This window comes from Pantoea sp. MQR6, from assembly GCF_022761075.1.
In the GTDB taxonomy this organism is placed as follows: domain Bacteria; phylum Pseudomonadota; class Gammaproteobacteria; order Enterobacterales; family Enterobacteriaceae; genus Pantoea; species Pantoea phytostimulans.
Genome location: NZ_JAKYXB010000001.1, coordinates 1,627,853 through 1,644,341 on the forward strand (window position 1 = coordinate 1,627,853; position 16,489 = coordinate 1,644,341).

At 49.5% G+C, this 16,489-nt stretch carries 14 protein-coding genes; 6 read left to right on the top strand and 8 right to left on the bottom strand.

Annotation, left to right across the window (positions count from 1 at the left end; genetic code table 11):
* Position 1: 1 nt before the first annotated feature.
* Entirely contained in the window at positions 2 to 2,056 is a 2,055-nt protein-coding gene (gene helD / locus MUG06_RS07660; protein WP_243078215.1) for a DNA helicase IV, read from the bottom strand.
* Positions 2,057 to 2,179: 123 nt separating this feature from the next.
* On the opposite strand from helD, the gene MUG06_RS07665 reads away from it, so the two are divergent.
* Both MUG06_RS07665 and yccS read left to right on the top strand, forming a co-directional pair.
* Positions 2,180 to 2,623 carry a YccF domain-containing protein gene (locus MUG06_RS07665; RefSeq protein ID WP_243078216.1) on the top strand — a complete coding sequence of 148 codons (444 nt, stop codon included), beginning with the start codon at positions 2,180 to 2,182 and terminating at the stop codon, positions 2,621 to 2,623.
* Positions 2,604 to 4,766 carry a YccS family putative transporter gene (yccS, locus tag MUG06_RS07670; protein ID WP_215848305.1) on the top strand — a complete coding sequence of 721 codons (2,163 nt, stop codon included), beginning with the start codon at positions 2,604 to 2,606 and terminating at the stop codon, positions 4,764 to 4,766. The genes MUG06_RS07665 and yccS overlap by 20 nt, the downstream gene beginning before the upstream one ends.
* Positions 4,767 to 4,789: 23 nt before the next feature.
* On the opposite strand, the gene MUG06_RS07675 is transcribed toward yccS, so the two are convergent.
* Positions 4,790 to 5,392, bottom strand: coding sequence for a TfoX/Sxy family DNA transformation protein (locus MUG06_RS07675; protein WP_243078217.1), 603 nt, complete (start codon positions 5,390 to 5,392; stop codon positions 4,790 to 4,792).
* A gap of 210 nt (positions 5,393 to 5,602) precedes the next feature.
* Here MUG06_RS07675 and sulA point away from each other — a divergent pair, with 210 nt between their 5' ends.
* Together sulA and ompA are read left to right on the top strand one after the other, a co-directional pair.
* The gene (sulA, locus tag MUG06_RS07680) at positions 5,603 to 6,094 is read left to right on the top strand and encodes an SOS-induced cell division inhibitor SulA (RefSeq protein ID WP_243078218.1); all 492 of its coding nucleotides are present in this window, start codon (positions 5,603 to 5,605) and stop codon (positions 6,092 to 6,094) included.
* A gap of 349 nt (positions 6,095 to 6,443) precedes the next feature.
* Complete coding sequence (gene ompA / locus MUG06_RS07685) at positions 6,444 to 7,511, top strand: porin OmpA (protein WP_243078219.1); 1,068 nt, start codon at positions 6,444 to 6,446, stop codon at positions 7,509 to 7,511.
* Positions 7,512 to 7,599: 88 nt separating this feature from the next.
* Here ompA and matP read toward each other — a convergent pair whose 3' ends face one another.
* Positions 7,600 to 8,067, bottom strand: coding sequence for a macrodomain Ter protein MatP (gene matP, locus MUG06_RS07690; protein WP_215847161.1), 468 nt, complete (start codon positions 8,065 to 8,067; stop codon positions 7,600 to 7,602).
* 107 nt (positions 8,068 to 8,174) lie between these two features.
* On the opposite strand from matP, the gene MUG06_RS07695 reads away from it, so the two are divergent.
* Both MUG06_RS07695 and fabA read left to right on the top strand, forming a co-directional pair.
* Positions 8,175 to 9,992 (top strand): Lon protease family protein, encoded by a 1,818-nt coding sequence (locus MUG06_RS07695; protein ID WP_215847162.1) that lies wholly within the window; start codon positions 8,175 to 8,177, stop codon positions 9,990 to 9,992.
* Between the two features lie 68 nt (positions 9,993 to 10,060).
* Positions 10,061 to 10,579, top strand: coding sequence for a bifunctional 3-hydroxydecanoyl-ACP dehydratase/trans-2-decenoyl-ACP isomerase (gene fabA / locus MUG06_RS07700; protein ID WP_243078220.1), 519 nt, complete (start codon positions 10,061 to 10,063; stop codon positions 10,577 to 10,579).
* Between the two features lie 60 nt (positions 10,580 to 10,639).
* Here fabA and rmf read toward each other — a convergent pair whose 3' ends face one another.
* From rmf to MUG06_RS07725, 5 genes are all read right to left on the bottom strand, one after another.
* Complete coding sequence (gene rmf / locus MUG06_RS07705) at positions 10,640 to 10,810, bottom strand: ribosome modulation factor (RefSeq protein ID WP_215847164.1); 171 nt, start codon at positions 10,808 to 10,810, stop codon at positions 10,640 to 10,642.
* Between the two features lie 278 nt (positions 10,811 to 11,088).
* Complete coding sequence (gene pqiC, locus MUG06_RS07710; RefSeq protein WP_243078221.1) at positions 11,089 to 11,658, bottom strand: membrane integrity-associated transporter subunit PqiC; 570 nt, start codon at positions 11,656 to 11,658, stop codon at positions 11,089 to 11,091.
* A complete protein-coding gene (gene pqiB, locus MUG06_RS07715) occupies positions 11,658 to 13,298 on the bottom strand; it encodes an intermembrane transport protein PqiB (protein ID WP_243078222.1) in 1,641 nt (546 codons plus the stop codon). Before pqiB ends, pqiC begins: the two co-directional genes overlap by 1 nt.
* Positions 13,285 to 14,553, bottom strand: a complete 1,269-nt coding sequence (gene pqiA / locus MUG06_RS07720) for a membrane integrity-associated transporter subunit PqiA (protein ID WP_243078223.1) — start codon at positions 14,551 to 14,553, stop codon at positions 13,285 to 13,287. Before pqiA ends, pqiB begins: the two co-directional genes overlap by 14 nt.
* Positions 14,554 to 14,569: 16 nt before the next feature.
* Positions 14,570 to 16,489 (bottom strand): ABC transporter ATP-binding protein, encoded by a 1,920-nt coding sequence (locus MUG06_RS07725; RefSeq protein ID WP_243078224.1) that lies wholly within the window; start codon positions 16,487 to 16,489, stop codon positions 14,570 to 14,572.

The window sequence follows — 16,489 nt, forward strand, 5'->3', positions numbered from 1 at the left end:
CTCAGGCCTTGCGTAAAACCGGCACGCCAAGTTCGCGGAATTGATCGACGAAAACGGATGGTTGCTGCTTATCGAACATAAGAAACACCTGCTGGCGCGCGCGCGTCAGCGCAACATAAGCTAACCGGCGCTCTTCGGCATCCGGAAAAGCTTCTTCTTGCGGTAACAAGCCTTGCTCCATGATGGATTCGCGCGCCTCAGCCGGGAAGCCTTCTTTGCCCTGCTGTAATCCCAATAAAATGACGTAATCTGCCTGCTGCCCTTTACTGGCATGTATCGTCATAAACTCGAGTTTAAGTTTTGGCCATTTCGTTTTGGCCTTCTGCAAGACCTCCGGTAATAAATAGTGGTAACGCGCCAAGAGCAATATTCGCTCGTCGGGTTTGGCGTAGCCACTCAATTTATTCAACAGCGGTTCAAGCTGATCTTGCGATAAAAGCGCTATCGATTTCTTATTGCCTTTGATTAGGCTGTTAAGCGGCTTACGCAACTGATGAGGATTTTGCTGAATGAAACGGTTGGCAATATCACCAATGCGATCGTTAAAGCGATAAGTGGTGTCCAACATACAGCGATCGCCTTCACCGAAATAGTGATGAAAGGCGGTAGTCAGACTCATTTCAGCCCCGCTAAAACGATAAATGGCTTGCCAGTCATCACCCACTGCAAACAGCGTCGTCCGTTTATTTTGCTGACGTAGCGCAGTTAACAAGGCCGCACGCTGCGGTGAAATGTCCTGGAACTCATCCACCAGAATATGCTTCCAGGGGCTGATGAAACGCCCTTTTTCAAGAATGGCTACTGCTTGATGAATTAAGCCAGAAAAGTCCACTGCACCCTCTTCTTTCAGCGCTGTTTTCCAGGCCTTAAGCAGCGGAGCCATCAGCTTCACGCGTTTACTGAACAGGTCACGCCTCTCTTCGCTCACGTCAGCTATCATCGCTGCCTGCGCACCACCATGCATACGCATTAATCCCAGCCAGCGTTCAAGGCGCGATGACAGACGTTTCGCTAGAGCATCATCCTGCCAAAATGCACCTTCCGGCACTTCCCATTCCAACTCATCACGCAGCCATTGTCGCCAGCCGTTAGCTTGTGCTTTTTTCTCATTACACTGCTGACGCCATTCGGTAATCAGCAATTCACGACGCGCATCAGCATCGCTTTCTAATTTACTGATAAGAGGCTGTTTATTGCTGCCCTCGCGAATAATGTGCAGGGCTAATGAGTGGAACGTTCGTGCCTGAATCTCACCAGCGCCTAACCGGGACTGAATGCGATCGTTCATTTCGTCTGCTGCCTGGCGACCAAACGCTAACAGTAAGATTTGATCCGGTGCCGAGAGTTTACGCTGCATCAGCCAGCCTGCACGCGCAACCAGCACCGAGGTTTTGCCGCTACCTGCTCCAGCCAGTACCAGCAGCGCATCCTCACCGTTAACCACGGCTTCACATTGCGAAGGATTGAGCGGTGTCGTTTCGACGGTGGAGAAGAAATCTTTATAGTGCGCCAGCATTTTCGCTGTCCAGTCACCATTGCGCACTTTTAATGCGACTTCGCCCTGATCCAGCCAGTGCTGGCAGAAGGCCCAATCCTCGCGGGTATGATCGAATTCAGTGAGGCGCGACAAAGGCAATGGCAAGGCGTCGAATTGCTTCACTATTTTCTCTTTTAATGACTGGAGCTCGCTTCTTTTTATCCAACGATCCTGATCGCCAAACCCGTTGATCTCTTCACGCAAGGTATGAAGCACCTCACGACATACATCACTCATTTCGTGACTCCAACTTTGCCACGATTGCAGAAGGTAATGATGAAAACGCTGCGTTTCCTGCCATTCGGTGCCGTGCAGTCGCACCACTTTATCTTCAGCTAATAAGAACTCAAGTTCGCCCCACACCAATCCGCGCTTGCAGGTAATATTCAGCAATTGGTTAAAAGGAATTAAATACTCATGCTTATCCCCGCTCACTTCTACGCCAGCTGCGAGTAAACGAACCCGATTATAAGGATGTTGAGCAAGTCGCTTGCCCATGGATGTTGCTTTCAGTTCCACGTCCACACCAACGACTAAGAAAAGGATTATGCGGAGTTTACCTGTCAGACACTTGGCGCTCCAGCCTTAAAACAGGCTAAACTTGGCGGCACATCTTGCGAAATGCAAAAGGAAAAGATTGTCATGCGCACCGTTTTAAATATTCTCAACTTCGTCTTGGGCGGTTTTTTCACCACGCTGAGCTGGCTTTTTGCCACGCTGGTCACCATCGTCTTGATTTTTACGCTGCCACTAACGCGTTCCTGTTGGGAGATCACTAAGCTGTCATTGCTGCCTTTCGGTAATGAAGCGGTGCATGTGGATGTACTGCGTCCTGATGATAAGAGCCATATCTTGAACAGCGGCGGTACCTTACTGAATATTTTATGGTTGCTGTTTTTTGGCTGGTGGTTATGTCTGGCGCACATCTCTGCGGGCATCGTTCAATGCCTGACAATTATTGGTATTCCGGTCGGCATTGCTAACTTCAAGATTGCCGCTATCGCACTATGGCCGGTGGGACGTCGCGTCGTTTCGGTTGAGGAGGCGCGTGCCGCACGCGAAGCCAATGCCCGTCGTCGCCATTAATATGATGTCGAAATCGCTGCCTGGCTGGCGGCAATATTTGTTCAACAGCACCTGGCGCTATTTGTTGCGCATCTTTTTTGCCCTGGCTGGCTGTGCAGCGGTGCCTTGGTGGTTGAATCAAATCGAATGGACCATTCCGCTTACTTTGGGCGTAGTGGCTGCCGCGCTGGCAGATTTAGATGATCGCCTGACGGGTCGCCTGAAAAATTTACTGATTACGCTGCTGTGCTTTTGCATCGCTTCCGTTTCCGTTGAACTGCTTTTCCCGCACCCCATTGCTTTCATTATTGGTCTGGCGCTCTCTAGCTGGGGATTCATCCTGCTGGGTGCATTGGGGCAACGTTATGCCACTATCGCCTTTGGCGCCCTTCTCATCGCTGTTTACACCATGCTTGGCATCGGCCTGTTTGAGCAATGGTATATGCAACCCATGCTGCTATTGCTGGGCGCGCTGTGGTACAACCTGCTGACGTTACTGGGCCACATGATGTTTCCGGTACGGCCCGTTCAAGAACAACTGGCGGGCAGCTATTCGCAATTGGCGCGTTATCTTGAAGCCAAAGCCAATTTGTTCGATCCCGATGCGAATGAGCATGATGACGCTTCGTTAATCAATAATGCGATGGTGAACAGCCAGCTGGTGGCGCAACTCAACCTGACCAAAACAACATTGCAGAGTCGTTTACGCGGTGACCGCGGCTCTCGGGGAACGCGTCGCAGCTTGCATTATTACTTCGTGGCGCAGGACATTCATGAACGCGCCAGCTCATCACATCTGCAATACCATTTATTACGCGGTGACTGGCGTTACAACGAAATTTTGTTCCGCTTCCAGCGTCTGTTGAATATGCAGGCTCAGGCTTGTCGGCAGCTGGCGCAATCTATTTTGATGCGTGAGCGCTGGGAACATGATGGTCGCTTTGAGCGGGCTTTTGATCGTTTGCAAAAAGCTATAGAAAGGCTGGAACAGCGCGAGCCGGAAGCCACACATATCCGCGCACTTTATTGGTTATTACGAAACTTGCAGGCGATTGACGCTCAGCTGGCATCCATTGAATCGGAGCAAGCGCTGGGCGGAGACGATCCACAACACAGTGATAATCTGCTGTCCCGTGAAGGATTAAGTGGATGGAGTGATATTCGACTGCGATTCAGTCGTCATTTATCGCCCTCTTCCGCCCTGTTTCGCCATGCGGTGCGTATGTCAGTGGTTCTGTGTATTGGTTATAGTTTTATACAGATCACCGGGGTTGAGCGCGGCTATTGGATCTTGCTCACTAGCCTGTTTGTCTGTCAGCCCAATTACAATGCCACACAGCGGCGACTGGCATTACGTATCGGCGGTACGCTGGCGGGAATCGCTATTGGTTTGCCGGTACTGTGGTTAGTGCCTTCCGTCGAAGGCCAGTTGATTTTGATTGTGCTGAGCGGTGTGCTGTTTTTCGCTTTTCGCCAGGTGCAATATGCGCAAGCGACGCTCTTTATCACTTTATTAGTATTACTCTGCTTTAACCTACTGGGCGAAGGATTTGAAATTGCCCTGCCGCGTGTCGTTGATACCTTGCTGGGCTGCGCTCTGGCATGGTTTGCGGTGGCATTTATCTGGCCTGACTGGCGTTTCCGTCAATTACCTGCTGTCGCTGAACGCACCTTAAATGCGAATTGCCGCTATCTTGATGCAATCATGGAGCAATATCATCAAGGCAAAGATAATCGGCTGGCTTACCGTATTGCTCGCCGTGATGCTCATAACGCTGATGCAGAACTGGCTTCGGTGGTGTCAAATATGAGCAGCGAGACGCGGCCGGACCAAAAAACGCGGGAGTCTGCCTTTCAGTTGCTCTGCCTGAATCACTCATTTCTTAGCTACATTTCTGCTCTTGGTGCGCATCGCGACAAAATCTCAGAACCTGAACTCCTCCAATTGCTGGATGATACCGTTTGTTATGTTGAGGACGTTTTACAAATAGATACCGTTACCGATAGTCAAGCTGAAGCGATGCGCGTTTCGCTCGCTCAACGTATTACTGAACTGGCTACCGATCCGGAAACGCGTGCGCCGCTGGTGTTACAACAGTTGGGATTGCTGGTTTCGCTGTTACCCGATATTGCACGCCTGCGTCGCACGCTGGTCAGGCATTAACGCCCTGAACCTTCCGTAACAGACTAGCGCTTAACAGTATCCTTATACCATTCACTCAACTCAGCCCTTACCGCTGGCGGTAAGGCTGCATGGTGATGACCTGAGATAGCACCCTGCAACGCCAGCAAAGTATTCAAGCCAACATGCTTGTTAATTGCCTTTAACTTGAGCCAACATTGTTTAGCCCCCATTTCACGCAAATGCTTCACTGTGCAGATTCCAGCTTCTCGCAAAAGCATCTCAATTCGAAGGCTGAGATTAGGCAAATCTTTTAATCTCAGTGAGACATGTCTTGTCAATAACTCACCTTGGGCAGCCTGAAGCGCAGACGCCGAGAGCGCAAGAAGGTGCTCAGCGTTTTGCCACAGGGCCTCGTCAACTTTGAAATAGTTTAGGCTGACGGGTAAACCGCGTTTGCGAAAGATCAATGGCTCTAAAGGGCGTTCAATAACATACTCACGTAACGCTTCACTGGCGCGCAGATAGAGTTCGTCCTCATTCACCAATGCGAAAACGACCTTTTCTACGGCTAACGTGTACCCCCCAAATTGTGTGCGTGATTCTATTTTTCCTAATGGTGACAAGCATTCTTTTGAACGTTCAATAACCTGATGTACTTTCTTCATAGTCCCACCTCCATGTACAGGAAATTTCTCAAATAGCTTTGTATTCAGCCACTTAGAAGATAAGAAAAAGTGATAACAGGTTCAATGAATAAATGCATTCTTGCCCAACCTTGTGTCGTTTTTGCGAGCTGCTGTCAGAAATTTGGGTTGATCTTTATGCGGGATGACATTACTGTATATTCATACAGTCAATTGTTGAGTGATTAATTTATGCGGACACAACATACGAATAATGCACGCGATGCTCACCGTTATGCGTCTTCATCCATGCCACAGCAAAACAGCGGCTGGATAACCGAGTTACGCTACAGCGAGCAACCGGGTATGATGCAAATGTTGCTGTTACCGCTGTTGCAGCAGTTAAGTCAGCAATCTCGCTGGCAGCTGTGGCTCACGCCAGCGCATAAACTCAATCGAGCATGGTTGCAGCAGTCAGGTTTGCCACTGGATAAAAGCATGCATATCGCTGATTCAGATCGGCTCAATGCTGTAGAAACAATGATTAAAGCGTTAAGAACGGGTAATTACAGCGTGGTACTGGCCTGGATTCCCTACGAACTGGATGAAGAAGAGCGTCGTGAACTTGAACGTGCGGCGGCTGAAGGTGAAGCTTTAGGGCTCATTTTGCGTTCAAGCAATCCTGCCGAAGCGCCTCTCCGACCACAAAACGCGCTAAAAATTCAGTCGGATTTGTTTCATTAAGTAAAAATGGGATTTATCTCAGGCTATTTTTCTTATCGTTCATCGCTAAGCCACTGATTCTGTTACCTCCTGTATTGACAATGGCTTAGCACCTTTTTTACCCATTTTGCGGTGGCGATAATACAAGGCCAATTGTTAGAATTTGTGTATAAACGGCTGTTTTTTTACAGTAGCGCCTCACATCATACTTGTAAGTTTCCAATCTCGTTGTAGACTTTATCTCGCCAGGGTGCTCAATAACCTCCGTTTTTTCGGTAGAGTCATAAGCGAGCGTTTTGACCCGGCGAAGGATTTAAACCAAGAGCAACCTTTTTGCTCATTGCCTATTTGGATGATAACGAGGCGCAAAATGAAAAAGACAGCTATCGCAATTGCAGTGGCACTGGCTGGCTTCGCTACCGTAGCGCAGGCCGCTCCGAAAGATGACACCTGGTATACCGGTGCTAAACTGGGCTGGTCTCAGTATCACGATACTGGTTACTACGGTAACGGTTACGAGAACAATGACGGTCCAACTCATGAAAGCCAACTGGGTGCGGGTGCATTCCTTGGTTACCAGGCAAACCCATACCTGGGCTTCGAGCTGGGCTATGACTGGCTGGGTCGCATGCCTAACAAAGGCGACGTGACTAACGGCGCATTTAAAGCACAAGGCGTTCAGCTGGCTGCTAAACTGAGCTACCCAATTGCTGACGATCTGGACGTATATACTCGTCTGGGTGGTATGGTATGGCGCGCAGACTCTACTCAGACTAACCCAACGACTGGCCGCATCAGCGACCACGACACTGGCGTTTCTCCGCTGGCAGCAGTGGGTGTTGAGTACGCACTGACTCAAAACTGGGCTACTCGCCTGGACTACCAGTGGGTTAACAACATCGGTGACGCAGGTACCGTTGGTGCACGTCCTGATAACACAATGCTGAGCGTAGGCGTTTCTTACCGCTTCGGTCAGGATGTTGCTGCTCCAGCACCAGCTCCTGCTCCAGCACCAGCTCCAGTTGTTGAAACCAAGCGTTTCACTCTGAAATCTGACGTTCTGTTTACCTTCAACAAAGCTTCTCTGAAGCCAGAAGGTCAGCAAGCTCTGGATCAGCTGTACAGCCAGCTGAGCTCAATGGATCCTAAAGATGGTTCCGTTGTTGTCCTGGGCTTTACCGATCGCATCGGTTCAGAGCAGTACAACCAGAAACTGTCTGAGAAACGTGCTCAGTCAGTTGTAGATTACCTGGTATCTAAAGGTATCCCGTCTAACAAGATCTCTGCACGTGGCATGGGTGAATCTAACCCAGTTACTGGCAACACTTGTGATAGCGTGAAAGGCCGTAACGCCCTGATCGACTGCCTGGCACCAGATCGTCGTGTAGAAATCGACGTTAAAGGTATCAAAGACGTAGTAACTCAGCCTCAGGCTTAAGTTAATACGTAAGAAAAACCCCGCTCAGGCGGGGTTTTTTGTATCTGGTGATCATGCTGGAAAAATAAAGCAATAATTCAGAAGGTCGTTATTCATTTTCTGTACTCGATTTTCCCAAGATAGCCTGCAGATCTTGTTTAAGGCTCGACATCTGGGTTGCATACTTCTCTTTACGTTCCGCATCTTCAATCAATTGCACAATGGTTTCAGACAAAGTGCTGTTCCGCCGTTGCGCTAGCCCTGCCAGTCTTTGCCAAACCAGGTATTCCAAATCGATAGATTTTTTGCGGGTATGTTGATGCTCGGCGTTGAAATGACGCTTTCGGCGCGCGCGGATGGTCTGCTTAAGGCGGTTATCCAAATCAGGATGAATATGCTGGGCAATCCATTCACCCACATCTACCGGATGGTTTTCCATCGCCAACAGCACGTCTACCGCAGCTTTCGCCGCACTTAACTCAAGGTGACGCGTGATCAGTTCACCTTCCCGATGCTTTTTCACCAGGTATTTCCATTTCCATCCACATTCAAGATTTTCGAGTTGCTGGTATTTCATCGGAATCTCATCGTGATCACGTAACAATCTAAGAATAACAGCTTTTTTCCCGGATGTAGCAACGAAAAACATGTTGCCGCCGTCACATCTTCAATTGGAACTCTGCCGTGATTAACAAGGGTGATTCCTGTATAATCGCGCTTTTCTTCAATCAGATAAATGCGATTATTTTGACCAGCACTCAACTTACGTGGCAAAACTTACAGCCGGATAGTTCGCAATACCAATCCGTATTCTCCCGAATTGCTGATGAAGAGACCGATTCACTCGCATCGGTTCAGCCTCGGCTGCTCAATGCGCTGGCGCATTTACATCATCAAACACAAGGTTTTCCTCTGTTGTTAATTCGCAGTCAGGAAAATCGAGATTATCTTTCGCTTATTGCGCAAACTGCACAACGCTTCTCGGCTAATGCAGCCACATTATTTGGCGGTGATTACCATATCATTGCAGATAACGTCACGTTGCAACCGCCTTCCAATAAAGATCGCCCTTTTACCAGTCAAGGTGAAGTGCATTTTGCGGAATGGATTGAGATGGAGCAATTGTTTGGCTGCGTTCGTTCACATAAAGATCGCATTCAGCTTGAGCCAGGTTTAATTCACCGTGCCAACGGCGGTACGCTAATTTTGTCGTTACGCTCCTTTCTGGCGCAGCCGCTGCTGTGGATGCGCCTGAAAAAATGCGTTGAGCAAGGTTTCGTTGACTGGATTTCTCAGGATGAACGACGCCCGCTACCGGTGTCGATTCCACCTCTTCCACTTCAGCTTAATCTGGTGCTTTGTGGCGATCGCGAAGCCTTAGCTGAATTTCAGGAGCTCGATCCTGAAACCCACGAAATGTCCATCTACACTGAATTTGAAGAAAACATTCAAGTGCTGGATGAGGATGACATGTTCTCGTGGTGCCGCTGGACAGTGGATTTAGCCAAGCAAGCCAACCTGCCGATACCTGAAGCCGATTTTTGGCCAGAGCTAATCAAAGAAGGTGTCCGGTACAGTGGCGATCAGGAAACGTTGCCACTTTGTCCTCGCTGGTTGCTGCGACAGATACGTGAATCATCCTTAATGGGTGAAAGCATTTCCGCGGAAACCTTACGCGATGCACTTGATGCGCGTTTATGGCGTGAAAATTATCTGAACGAGCGAATGCGTGATGAAATTCTGCTGAAGCAGATTTTGATTGAAACCGAAGGCGAAGTGGTTGGTCAGATAAATGGATTGTCAGTAGTGGAATATCCTGGCCATCCACGTGCATGGGGTGATCCTTCACGTATTACCTGTGTGGTTCATCCTGGCGACGGTGAGTTTACCGACGTTGAGCGTAAAGCCGAGCTTGGCGGGAATATCCATGCCAAAGGTATGATGATCATGCAGGCATATTTGATTGCCGAACTCGAGCTTGAACAACAACTGCCCTTCTCAGCATCGCTGGTGTTCGAACAATCTTATTCAGAAGTCGATGGTGACAGCGCCTCATTAGCTGAACTTTGTGCATTAATCAGTGCGTTGGCGAATCAGCCAGTAAATCAGCAGATCGCCGTTACCGGTTCTGTTGATCAGTTCGGTAATGTCCAGCCAGTTGGTGGATTAAATGAAAAGATTGAAGGCTTCTTTGATATTTGCCATCAGCGTGAACTTACTGGCCAGCAAGGTGTAATTATTCCAGCCTGTAATGTTCGCCATCTTTGCCTGAATCAGGAAGTGGTGAATGCCGTTGAACAAGGTCGGTTCCACATTTGGGCGATTGATCGTGCCGACGAAGCCCTGCCTTTGTTAACCGGTAAAGAGTGGAATATAGAAAATGTCGAAGGCGATTGTTTGCTGGGCACTATTCAGGAACGCATCAGCCAGCTGAACCAACAACAGGACATTTCACATCGTCCGTGGCCGCTACGTTGGCTCAACTGGTTTAACCACCGCTAATCCGATTTGCTCAGCGTACAACTGTTCGCTAGTATTCGTGATTCACTAAAACAAGGCTTATTGAGAACATGGTAGATAAACGCGAATCCTATACCAAAGAAGACCTGATTTTATCTGGTCGCGGTGAATTGTTTGGCGAGAACGGCCCACCGCTTCCGTCAGGCAACATGCTGATGATGGACCGCGTCGTCAAAATGACCGAAGACGGCGGAAAATTTGATAAAGGTTTTGTTGAAGCCGAATTAGATATCAATCCAGATTTGTGGTTCTTCGGCTGCCATTTTATCGGCGATCCAGTAATGCCAGGCTGCCTGGGCTTAGATGCTATGTGGCAGTTAGTTGGCTTCTATCTGGGCTGGTTAGGTGGCGAAGGCAAAGGCCGTGCATTGGGCGTGGGCGAAGTGAAATTCACCGGTCAGGTGCTGCCAGAAGCGAAAAAAGTGACTTACCGCATTCATTTCAAACGCGTCATTAACCGTAAACTGGTAATGGGCGTGGCAGATGGCGAAGTGTTTGTTGACGGCAATCTGATTTATTCCGCCAGCGATTTAAAAGTAGGTCTGTTTAAAGACACTACCGCATTCTAAATGACAGAAACGAAAACCTCCGCGTTCAGCGGAGGTTTTTCCCTTTTCAGTGACATTCGGTTAGGCAACCGCCGCCGATCTGTCCTCCATGGCTTGTCGCCAACCTCCCAACCAGTGAGACTTAGCGTCAATCAATTGATACGGACACATCTCTTTTGAGCGTCCTGTAATACCTGCTTGGTAACCTCGTGAATGGGCGCGCTCGAGGCGGTCTCGTTTCTGTCTCTTCATACTCCGTGTCCCTCATATCAGGTCGGTGGAATCTGGTGGAAAGAAAAAGGTGGTGAATTAATGTTCAACCACTCTAATGTTCTACCCGCTCTGAAGAGAAAGATCAATGCGCAATATTCACGCCAATTTCATAATTGTGACCTGTATCTGAAAAAGAGTTTGGGTTTTGTGACAGAGATTGCTGTGCTATCTCGCTGATTCGTCTAAGAAAAAACCCCTGACCATCACAACGGTAACATCATGATTAATCAAGGGCTTAGATGATGCTCGTACTATTCCTAATTTATTTCAACCGCACTATTGGCGATTTGTTGTGCCGTTTGTTGCCAGCCTAAAGCCAGCGTTCTGACCAACGCATCATAGCCATCTTCTTTCTGCGGTAAGGTCAGATTAAACGCGCGTTTCGTTAACCTTCCTTGATGTTCTAGTGTCCATTCACCGCTGATGACTGCTTGGCCATCGTAGCGTCCCTGGAAACCTGTCACTGTCACGTTCAACGTGTCATGTTGGGCACCCAATGGCGAACCTGAAACCAGCCTTCCCGGTAAGGCTTTGCTGAGATTAGTAATCAACGTTTGCTGCAGTTGCTGATCCAGCGGACTCGCCCAAAGATTATTGGCTGCGATAACGTACTTAACATCGCTGGTTTGATAAACCAAGCCGTTACCCGCCAGATAATCTGGCACCGTCACCTGCTGCACCCACAGTGTGGGTTGGCCTTGCATCTGACTGGCGCTATTGACCTGCATTGAAGCTGCCCCGGAAGGCAGCTGATAATAGGTCGTATCAATGGTGCTACTGCATGCACTCAGCGCGAGCGCGGCAAAAAGTATTAACCCTTTTTTCACTATTTTGCCCTCTTTGGCTGGGGATCTTGTCCCGGTTTGGCCTCAAACACCAATGCATTACTCTTGGTATTCAGTGTCTTCAGCACAGGTTGCAGTTCTCGCAATACCTGATCCAGGCGTTGCATATCGCCGACCAATTTGCTGTATGCAGGGGATCCCGGCTGCAAACCTTTCATGCTGCGATTCAACTCTCGCAGGGTTTGCTGCATATCTTCCGGCAAGGTTTTCATCGCCGGACTGCCAGTAAGATTGTTGACGTTATCAATAGTACGCTGCAGATCACGCATAGTGCGCTGGCTTTCTTTCAATGTGCCGGTCGCTTGGGTAATCATACCGTCCAGCGGCAAGCCATTAATTTTATCCAGAGCCGCCATCAGTTTTTGTTGAATCTGACTTAAACCGCCGCTTACGGTAGGAATGATTTCATAACCCGAGATCTTTTCCGGTCCTTTATAGGCAGGCGCGTTATCGTAGAAGTCGAGATCAACATACAGCGAGCCAGAGAGCAAATTGCCTGTTTTCAGCGTGGCACGCAGGCCGCGTTTTTTACCATCTTGCAAATGTTGCTCAAGATCGAAGTTTTCACCTAAACGGCTAATAAAGCGGTCTGGTTCAATACGTATTAACACAGGAACGCGATAATCATTGTTCAGCGCCTGATCCACTCCCGCTTTCATAAACGGTGCTTCAGAAACTGTACCCAGACGAATTCCACGGAACTCTACCGGCGCACCTGCCTGCAAACCACGAATCGAATCGGTGAAGAACATCAGGTAATCAATGTGATTGGTATAGAGCGAATCCTGAATACTGCGCTGATCGTCAAACAGATGATAATCTGATTTGTTCTCTGCCGCTTTTCCGAGCTCCCAGCCATCCGGCACGTCAAAACTGACACCGCCGCTGAACAGCGTGGTTAAGGAGCCCATCTCGACACGCATACCTGACGCTGACATATCCACGGCTATTCCGCTGTCTTTCCAGAAACGCACATTGGTGGTGACAAGACGATCATAAGGCGCGGCGATAAACAGTTGATAAGTCATCATACGCTTGTCGGTGTCAAAGGTGCTGGTTTCCACCGTACCTACGCGATAGCCGCGAAACAGTACCGGATCGCCAGCATTCAGCTGCCCAGCTTTTTTACTGTCGAGTGTAATGCGAATGCCCTTGGCATCGGGTGGTGCGAGCGGAGGTGCATCCAACAGCTGATATTGTTCTGCCTGCTCATTCTTACTGCCCGGTTGTAATTCGATATACGCCCCGGAAAGTAAAGTGCCCAAACCGGATATTCCTTCGCGACCTACCTGCGGCTTGACCACCCAAAAAACCGAATCGCTGTGTAACAGTTTTTCCATCCCGGAATTTAAGCGCGCCTTGATTTCAACGTGATGTAAATCGTCAGTCAGTACCGCGCTTTCGACGATACCTACATCAACGCTGCGACTTTTAATGGTGGTTTTTCCTGCTTCAATTCCTTCGGCATTTTCAGTAATCAGCGTCACTTCAGGACCTTGATGGCTGAAGTGATAGAACAAAATCCATCCGCCAATCAGCAGTGTCACGATGGGGACAATCCAGACCGGCGACCAGCGCTTAATCTGTTCCACTTTGGCATGCCCGTGGTTAGTTTCCGTCAAGGCGCGGCTCCTTTAATTTATTTTCGCGAACACGATCCCAAGTCAAACGTGGGTCAAAAGTCATCGCAGCAATCATGGTCAAAATGACCACCAGCGCAAACAACACGGCTCCCCACGCTGGATAGACCTTCATTAATTGCCCCATGCGCACCAGCGCAGAGAGCACAGCAATCACAAATACGTCGATCATCGACCAACGGCCAACAAACTCGACCACTTCATAAATCAGATGCATTCTGTGGCTGTCACGGCGTCCACGTCCGCTGGCGTCCCAGCAAAGCCAGCCAATGGCCAACATCTTCAAGGTCGGTACCATAATACTGGCGATGAAAATCACCAGCGCGACCGGATAGGAGCCATCACTCCACAGCAAAATAACGCCCGCCATAATATTGGAGGGATACGCATTGCCAAGGGTTTCAGTCACCATGATAGGCAACAGATTAGCAGGAACATAGAGCATGACTGAGGTGAGCAGCAGCGCCAGCGTCCATTGCAGACTGTGCTTGCGGCGTGCACCGGCGACCACGCCGCAACGTGAACATGCAGGCTGATCAACCGCCAGAATTGCCGTACAACAAGGACAAGAACGGTATCCCTGACGCAAGCCAGTAACGCCCACTTCAGGTGGATGCCTTAACGCAGGCATTGGCGCAATGTTCTGCCACAATTCGCGGCGATCAACGCACTGAAAAGCGCGCAGTTGTAGCAGGCAAAACAGACACCAAGGCCAAAAGCTGGTTTGCAATCCGATGTCGCCATACGCCATGAGTTTAACGAAACTCACCAGCACGCCAGCCATAAAAATTTCGGCCATGCCCCAACTGCGAAGCTGGAAAAGCACGCGTGCCAAAATCCGTTTCACACCGGCAGGCATCTTAATAGGATTAACCAACAGAATAATCGTGAGCATACAAAAGGCAGGAATGCCTTGTACCACCAATAAAAACAGCGTGGCGAGGCTGCTGTAATCTTCAGAAACCATCACCTGAGGTATTTCCATTAAGGAAATTTGGCTGCTGATCCCCGCCACTTTCATGGTGATAAACGGGAAGAGATTGGCCAATAACAGCATGAACAACGCCGCCAGCGCATAGCCGGTGGGTCTTTTACGCGGTTCGTGCCAGTTGGCCGTCAAGGTGGTATGGCAGCGCGGACAAGATGCACGGCTGCCAACAGGAATGTCCGGCAGTCTGACCATCAAATCGCATTGTGGACAGAGCATCCACGCGCCAGTTTTATCTGCTGAACACATCCCTTATTCCTTTTAACTACCCGCCGTTTTTCAGTGACTCAAGCTCTTCCCAGCGAGCAAAAGCGGTTTCCAGATTTTGTTCAGTCTGAGCCAGTTCATCTAAAACCGGCTGGGTTTTATCATGTGGCTGACTGAAGAAATCAGGATGGCTCATTTTTGCCTGTAATTCGCCGATTTTCGCTTCCAGCTGCTCAAGCTTTTGCGGTAACTGTTCCAGCTCGCGCGCCAGGTTATAGCTTAGTTTGTTGGCGCTGCGTTTGGCAGAATCATTTTTTTCTGCCGCAGGTTTAGCCGCTGTGCCTGGCGCTTTTGACGCTGTAACCGATTTCTGCTGTTTGTAAGCCGCACGCTGCTGCTGTGCGTCATGATAACCCCCGACAAAAGTACCAATTTCGCCGTTGCCTTCAAAAATCCAGCACTCCGTTACGGTGTTATCGACGAACTGACGATCGTGGCTCACCAGCAAAACGGTGCCCTGATATCCATCAATCAGCTCTTCCAACAGTTCCAGCGTTTCAACGTCGAGGTCATTGGTCGGTTCATCGAGAATCATCAGGTTACTTGGACGCAGGAACAGACGCGCCAGTAAAAGACGGTTGCGCTCCCCGCCCGATAACGCACGCACGGGTGTCATCGCGCGTTTCGGGTGGAATAAGAAGTCCTGTAAATAACCCAGCACATGGCGCGGCTTACCGTTGACCAGCACTTCCTGCTTACCTTCCGCCAGGTTATCCATCACGGTACGATCGGGATCGAGTTCAGCGCGATGCTGATCGAAGTAAGCGACTTCAAGTTTGGTACCGGAATGTACGCGTCCGCTGTCTGCTTTCAACTGCTGCAACATCAAACGCAGCAACGTCGTTTTGCCGCAGCCGTTGGGTCCGATTAAAGCGATCTTATCGCCGCGCTGCACTTGTGAAGAGAAGTCCTTCACCAGCGTTTTGCCGCCCACTGAGTAATCGACGTTTTCCATTTCGAAAACAATCTTACCGGAACGTGAGGCTTCACCGACCTGCATATTGGCTTTGCCCATTACTTCACGACGTTCTGAATGCTCACGACGTAACGCTTTTAACGCACGCACGCGGCCTTCGTTACGCGTACGGCGCGCTTTGATACCCTGACGAATCCACACTTCTTCCTGCGCCAGCTTGCGGTCAAATTCGGCGTTCTGCATCTCTTCAACGCGCAGTGCTTCTTCTTTACCTTCAAGATAAAGATCGTAATTGCCCGGCCAGGAAACCAGTTTGCCGCGATCGAGATCGACAATACGGGTTGCCATATTGCGAATGAAAGAACGGTCGTGCGAGATAAACACAATGCTGCCGGTAAAGGTTTTCAGGAACGTTTCCAGCCAATCGATGGTTTCAATATCGAGGTGGTTGGTTGGCTCATCCAGCATTAAAACACGAGGATTACTCACCAGCGCGCGGCCTAAAGCGGCCTTACGCAGCCAACCACCCGACAGCGAAGAAAGCTCGGTATCGGGTTCCAGTCCAATCTGCTGCAACACGTCATTGATGCGGCTTTCGAGCTGCCACAAGTTTTGATGATCAAGAATGCCTTGCAGACGAGCCATCTCATTGAGGTTCTTATCGCTGGGATCTTCCATCACCACATGGGAAATAGCATGATAGGCTTTCAGGTGTTCAGCCTGCTCTTCCACGCCTTCAGCCACGAAATCGTAAACTGAACCGGTGATATTGCGCGGTGGATCCTGTTGCAGACGTGCAACCACCAGATCGGTCTCATAAATGATGCGACCATCATCCAGCGGTTGTTCACCATTAATGATTTTCATCAAGGTGGATTTGCCTGCACCGTTGCGCCCGACTAAACAGACGCGTTCATTTTCTTCAATGTGCAGTTCGGTGTTATCTAATAACGGCGCATCGCTGAAAGAGAGATAGGCGCCGTGAATACTGATTAATGACAT

Excerpts from the sequence above, each read along its gene's own strand:
- rmf (WP_215847164.1), bottom strand. The coding sequence starts at position 10,810 with ATGAAGAGACAGAAACGAGACCGCCTCGAGCGCGCCCATTCACGAGGT.
- MUG06_RS07725 (WP_243078224.1), bottom strand. The coding sequence starts at position 16,489 with ATGTCATTAATCAGTATTCACGGCGCCTATCTCTCTTTCAGCGATGCG.
- ompA (WP_243078219.1), top strand. The coding sequence starts at position 6,444 with ATGAAAAAGACAGCTATCGCAATTGCAGTGGCACTGGCTGGCTTCGCT.
- yccS (WP_215848305.1), top strand. The coding sequence starts at position 2,604 with ATGCCCGTCGTCGCCATTAATATGATGTCGAAATCGCTGCCTGGCTGG.
- sulA (WP_243078218.1), top strand. The coding sequence starts at position 5,603 with ATGCGGACACAACATACGAATAATGCACGCGATGCTCACCGTTATGCG.
- MUG06_RS07665 (WP_243078216.1), top strand. The coding sequence starts at position 2,180 with ATGCGCACCGTTTTAAATATTCTCAACTTCGTCTTGGGCGGTTTTTTC.
- MUG06_RS07675 (WP_243078217.1), bottom strand. The coding sequence starts at position 5,392 with ATGAAGAAAGTACATCAGGTTATTGAACGTTCAAAAGAATGCTTGTCA.
- pqiA (WP_243078223.1), bottom strand. The coding sequence starts at position 14,553 with ATGTGTTCAGCAGATAAAACTGGCGCGTGGATGCTCTGTCCACAATGC.
- fabA (WP_243078220.1), top strand. The coding sequence starts at position 10,061 with ATGGTAGATAAACGCGAATCCTATACCAAAGAAGACCTGATTTTATCT.
- matP (WP_215847161.1), bottom strand. The coding sequence starts at position 8,067 with ATGAAATACCAGCAACTCGAAAATCTTGAATGTGGATGGAAATGGAAA.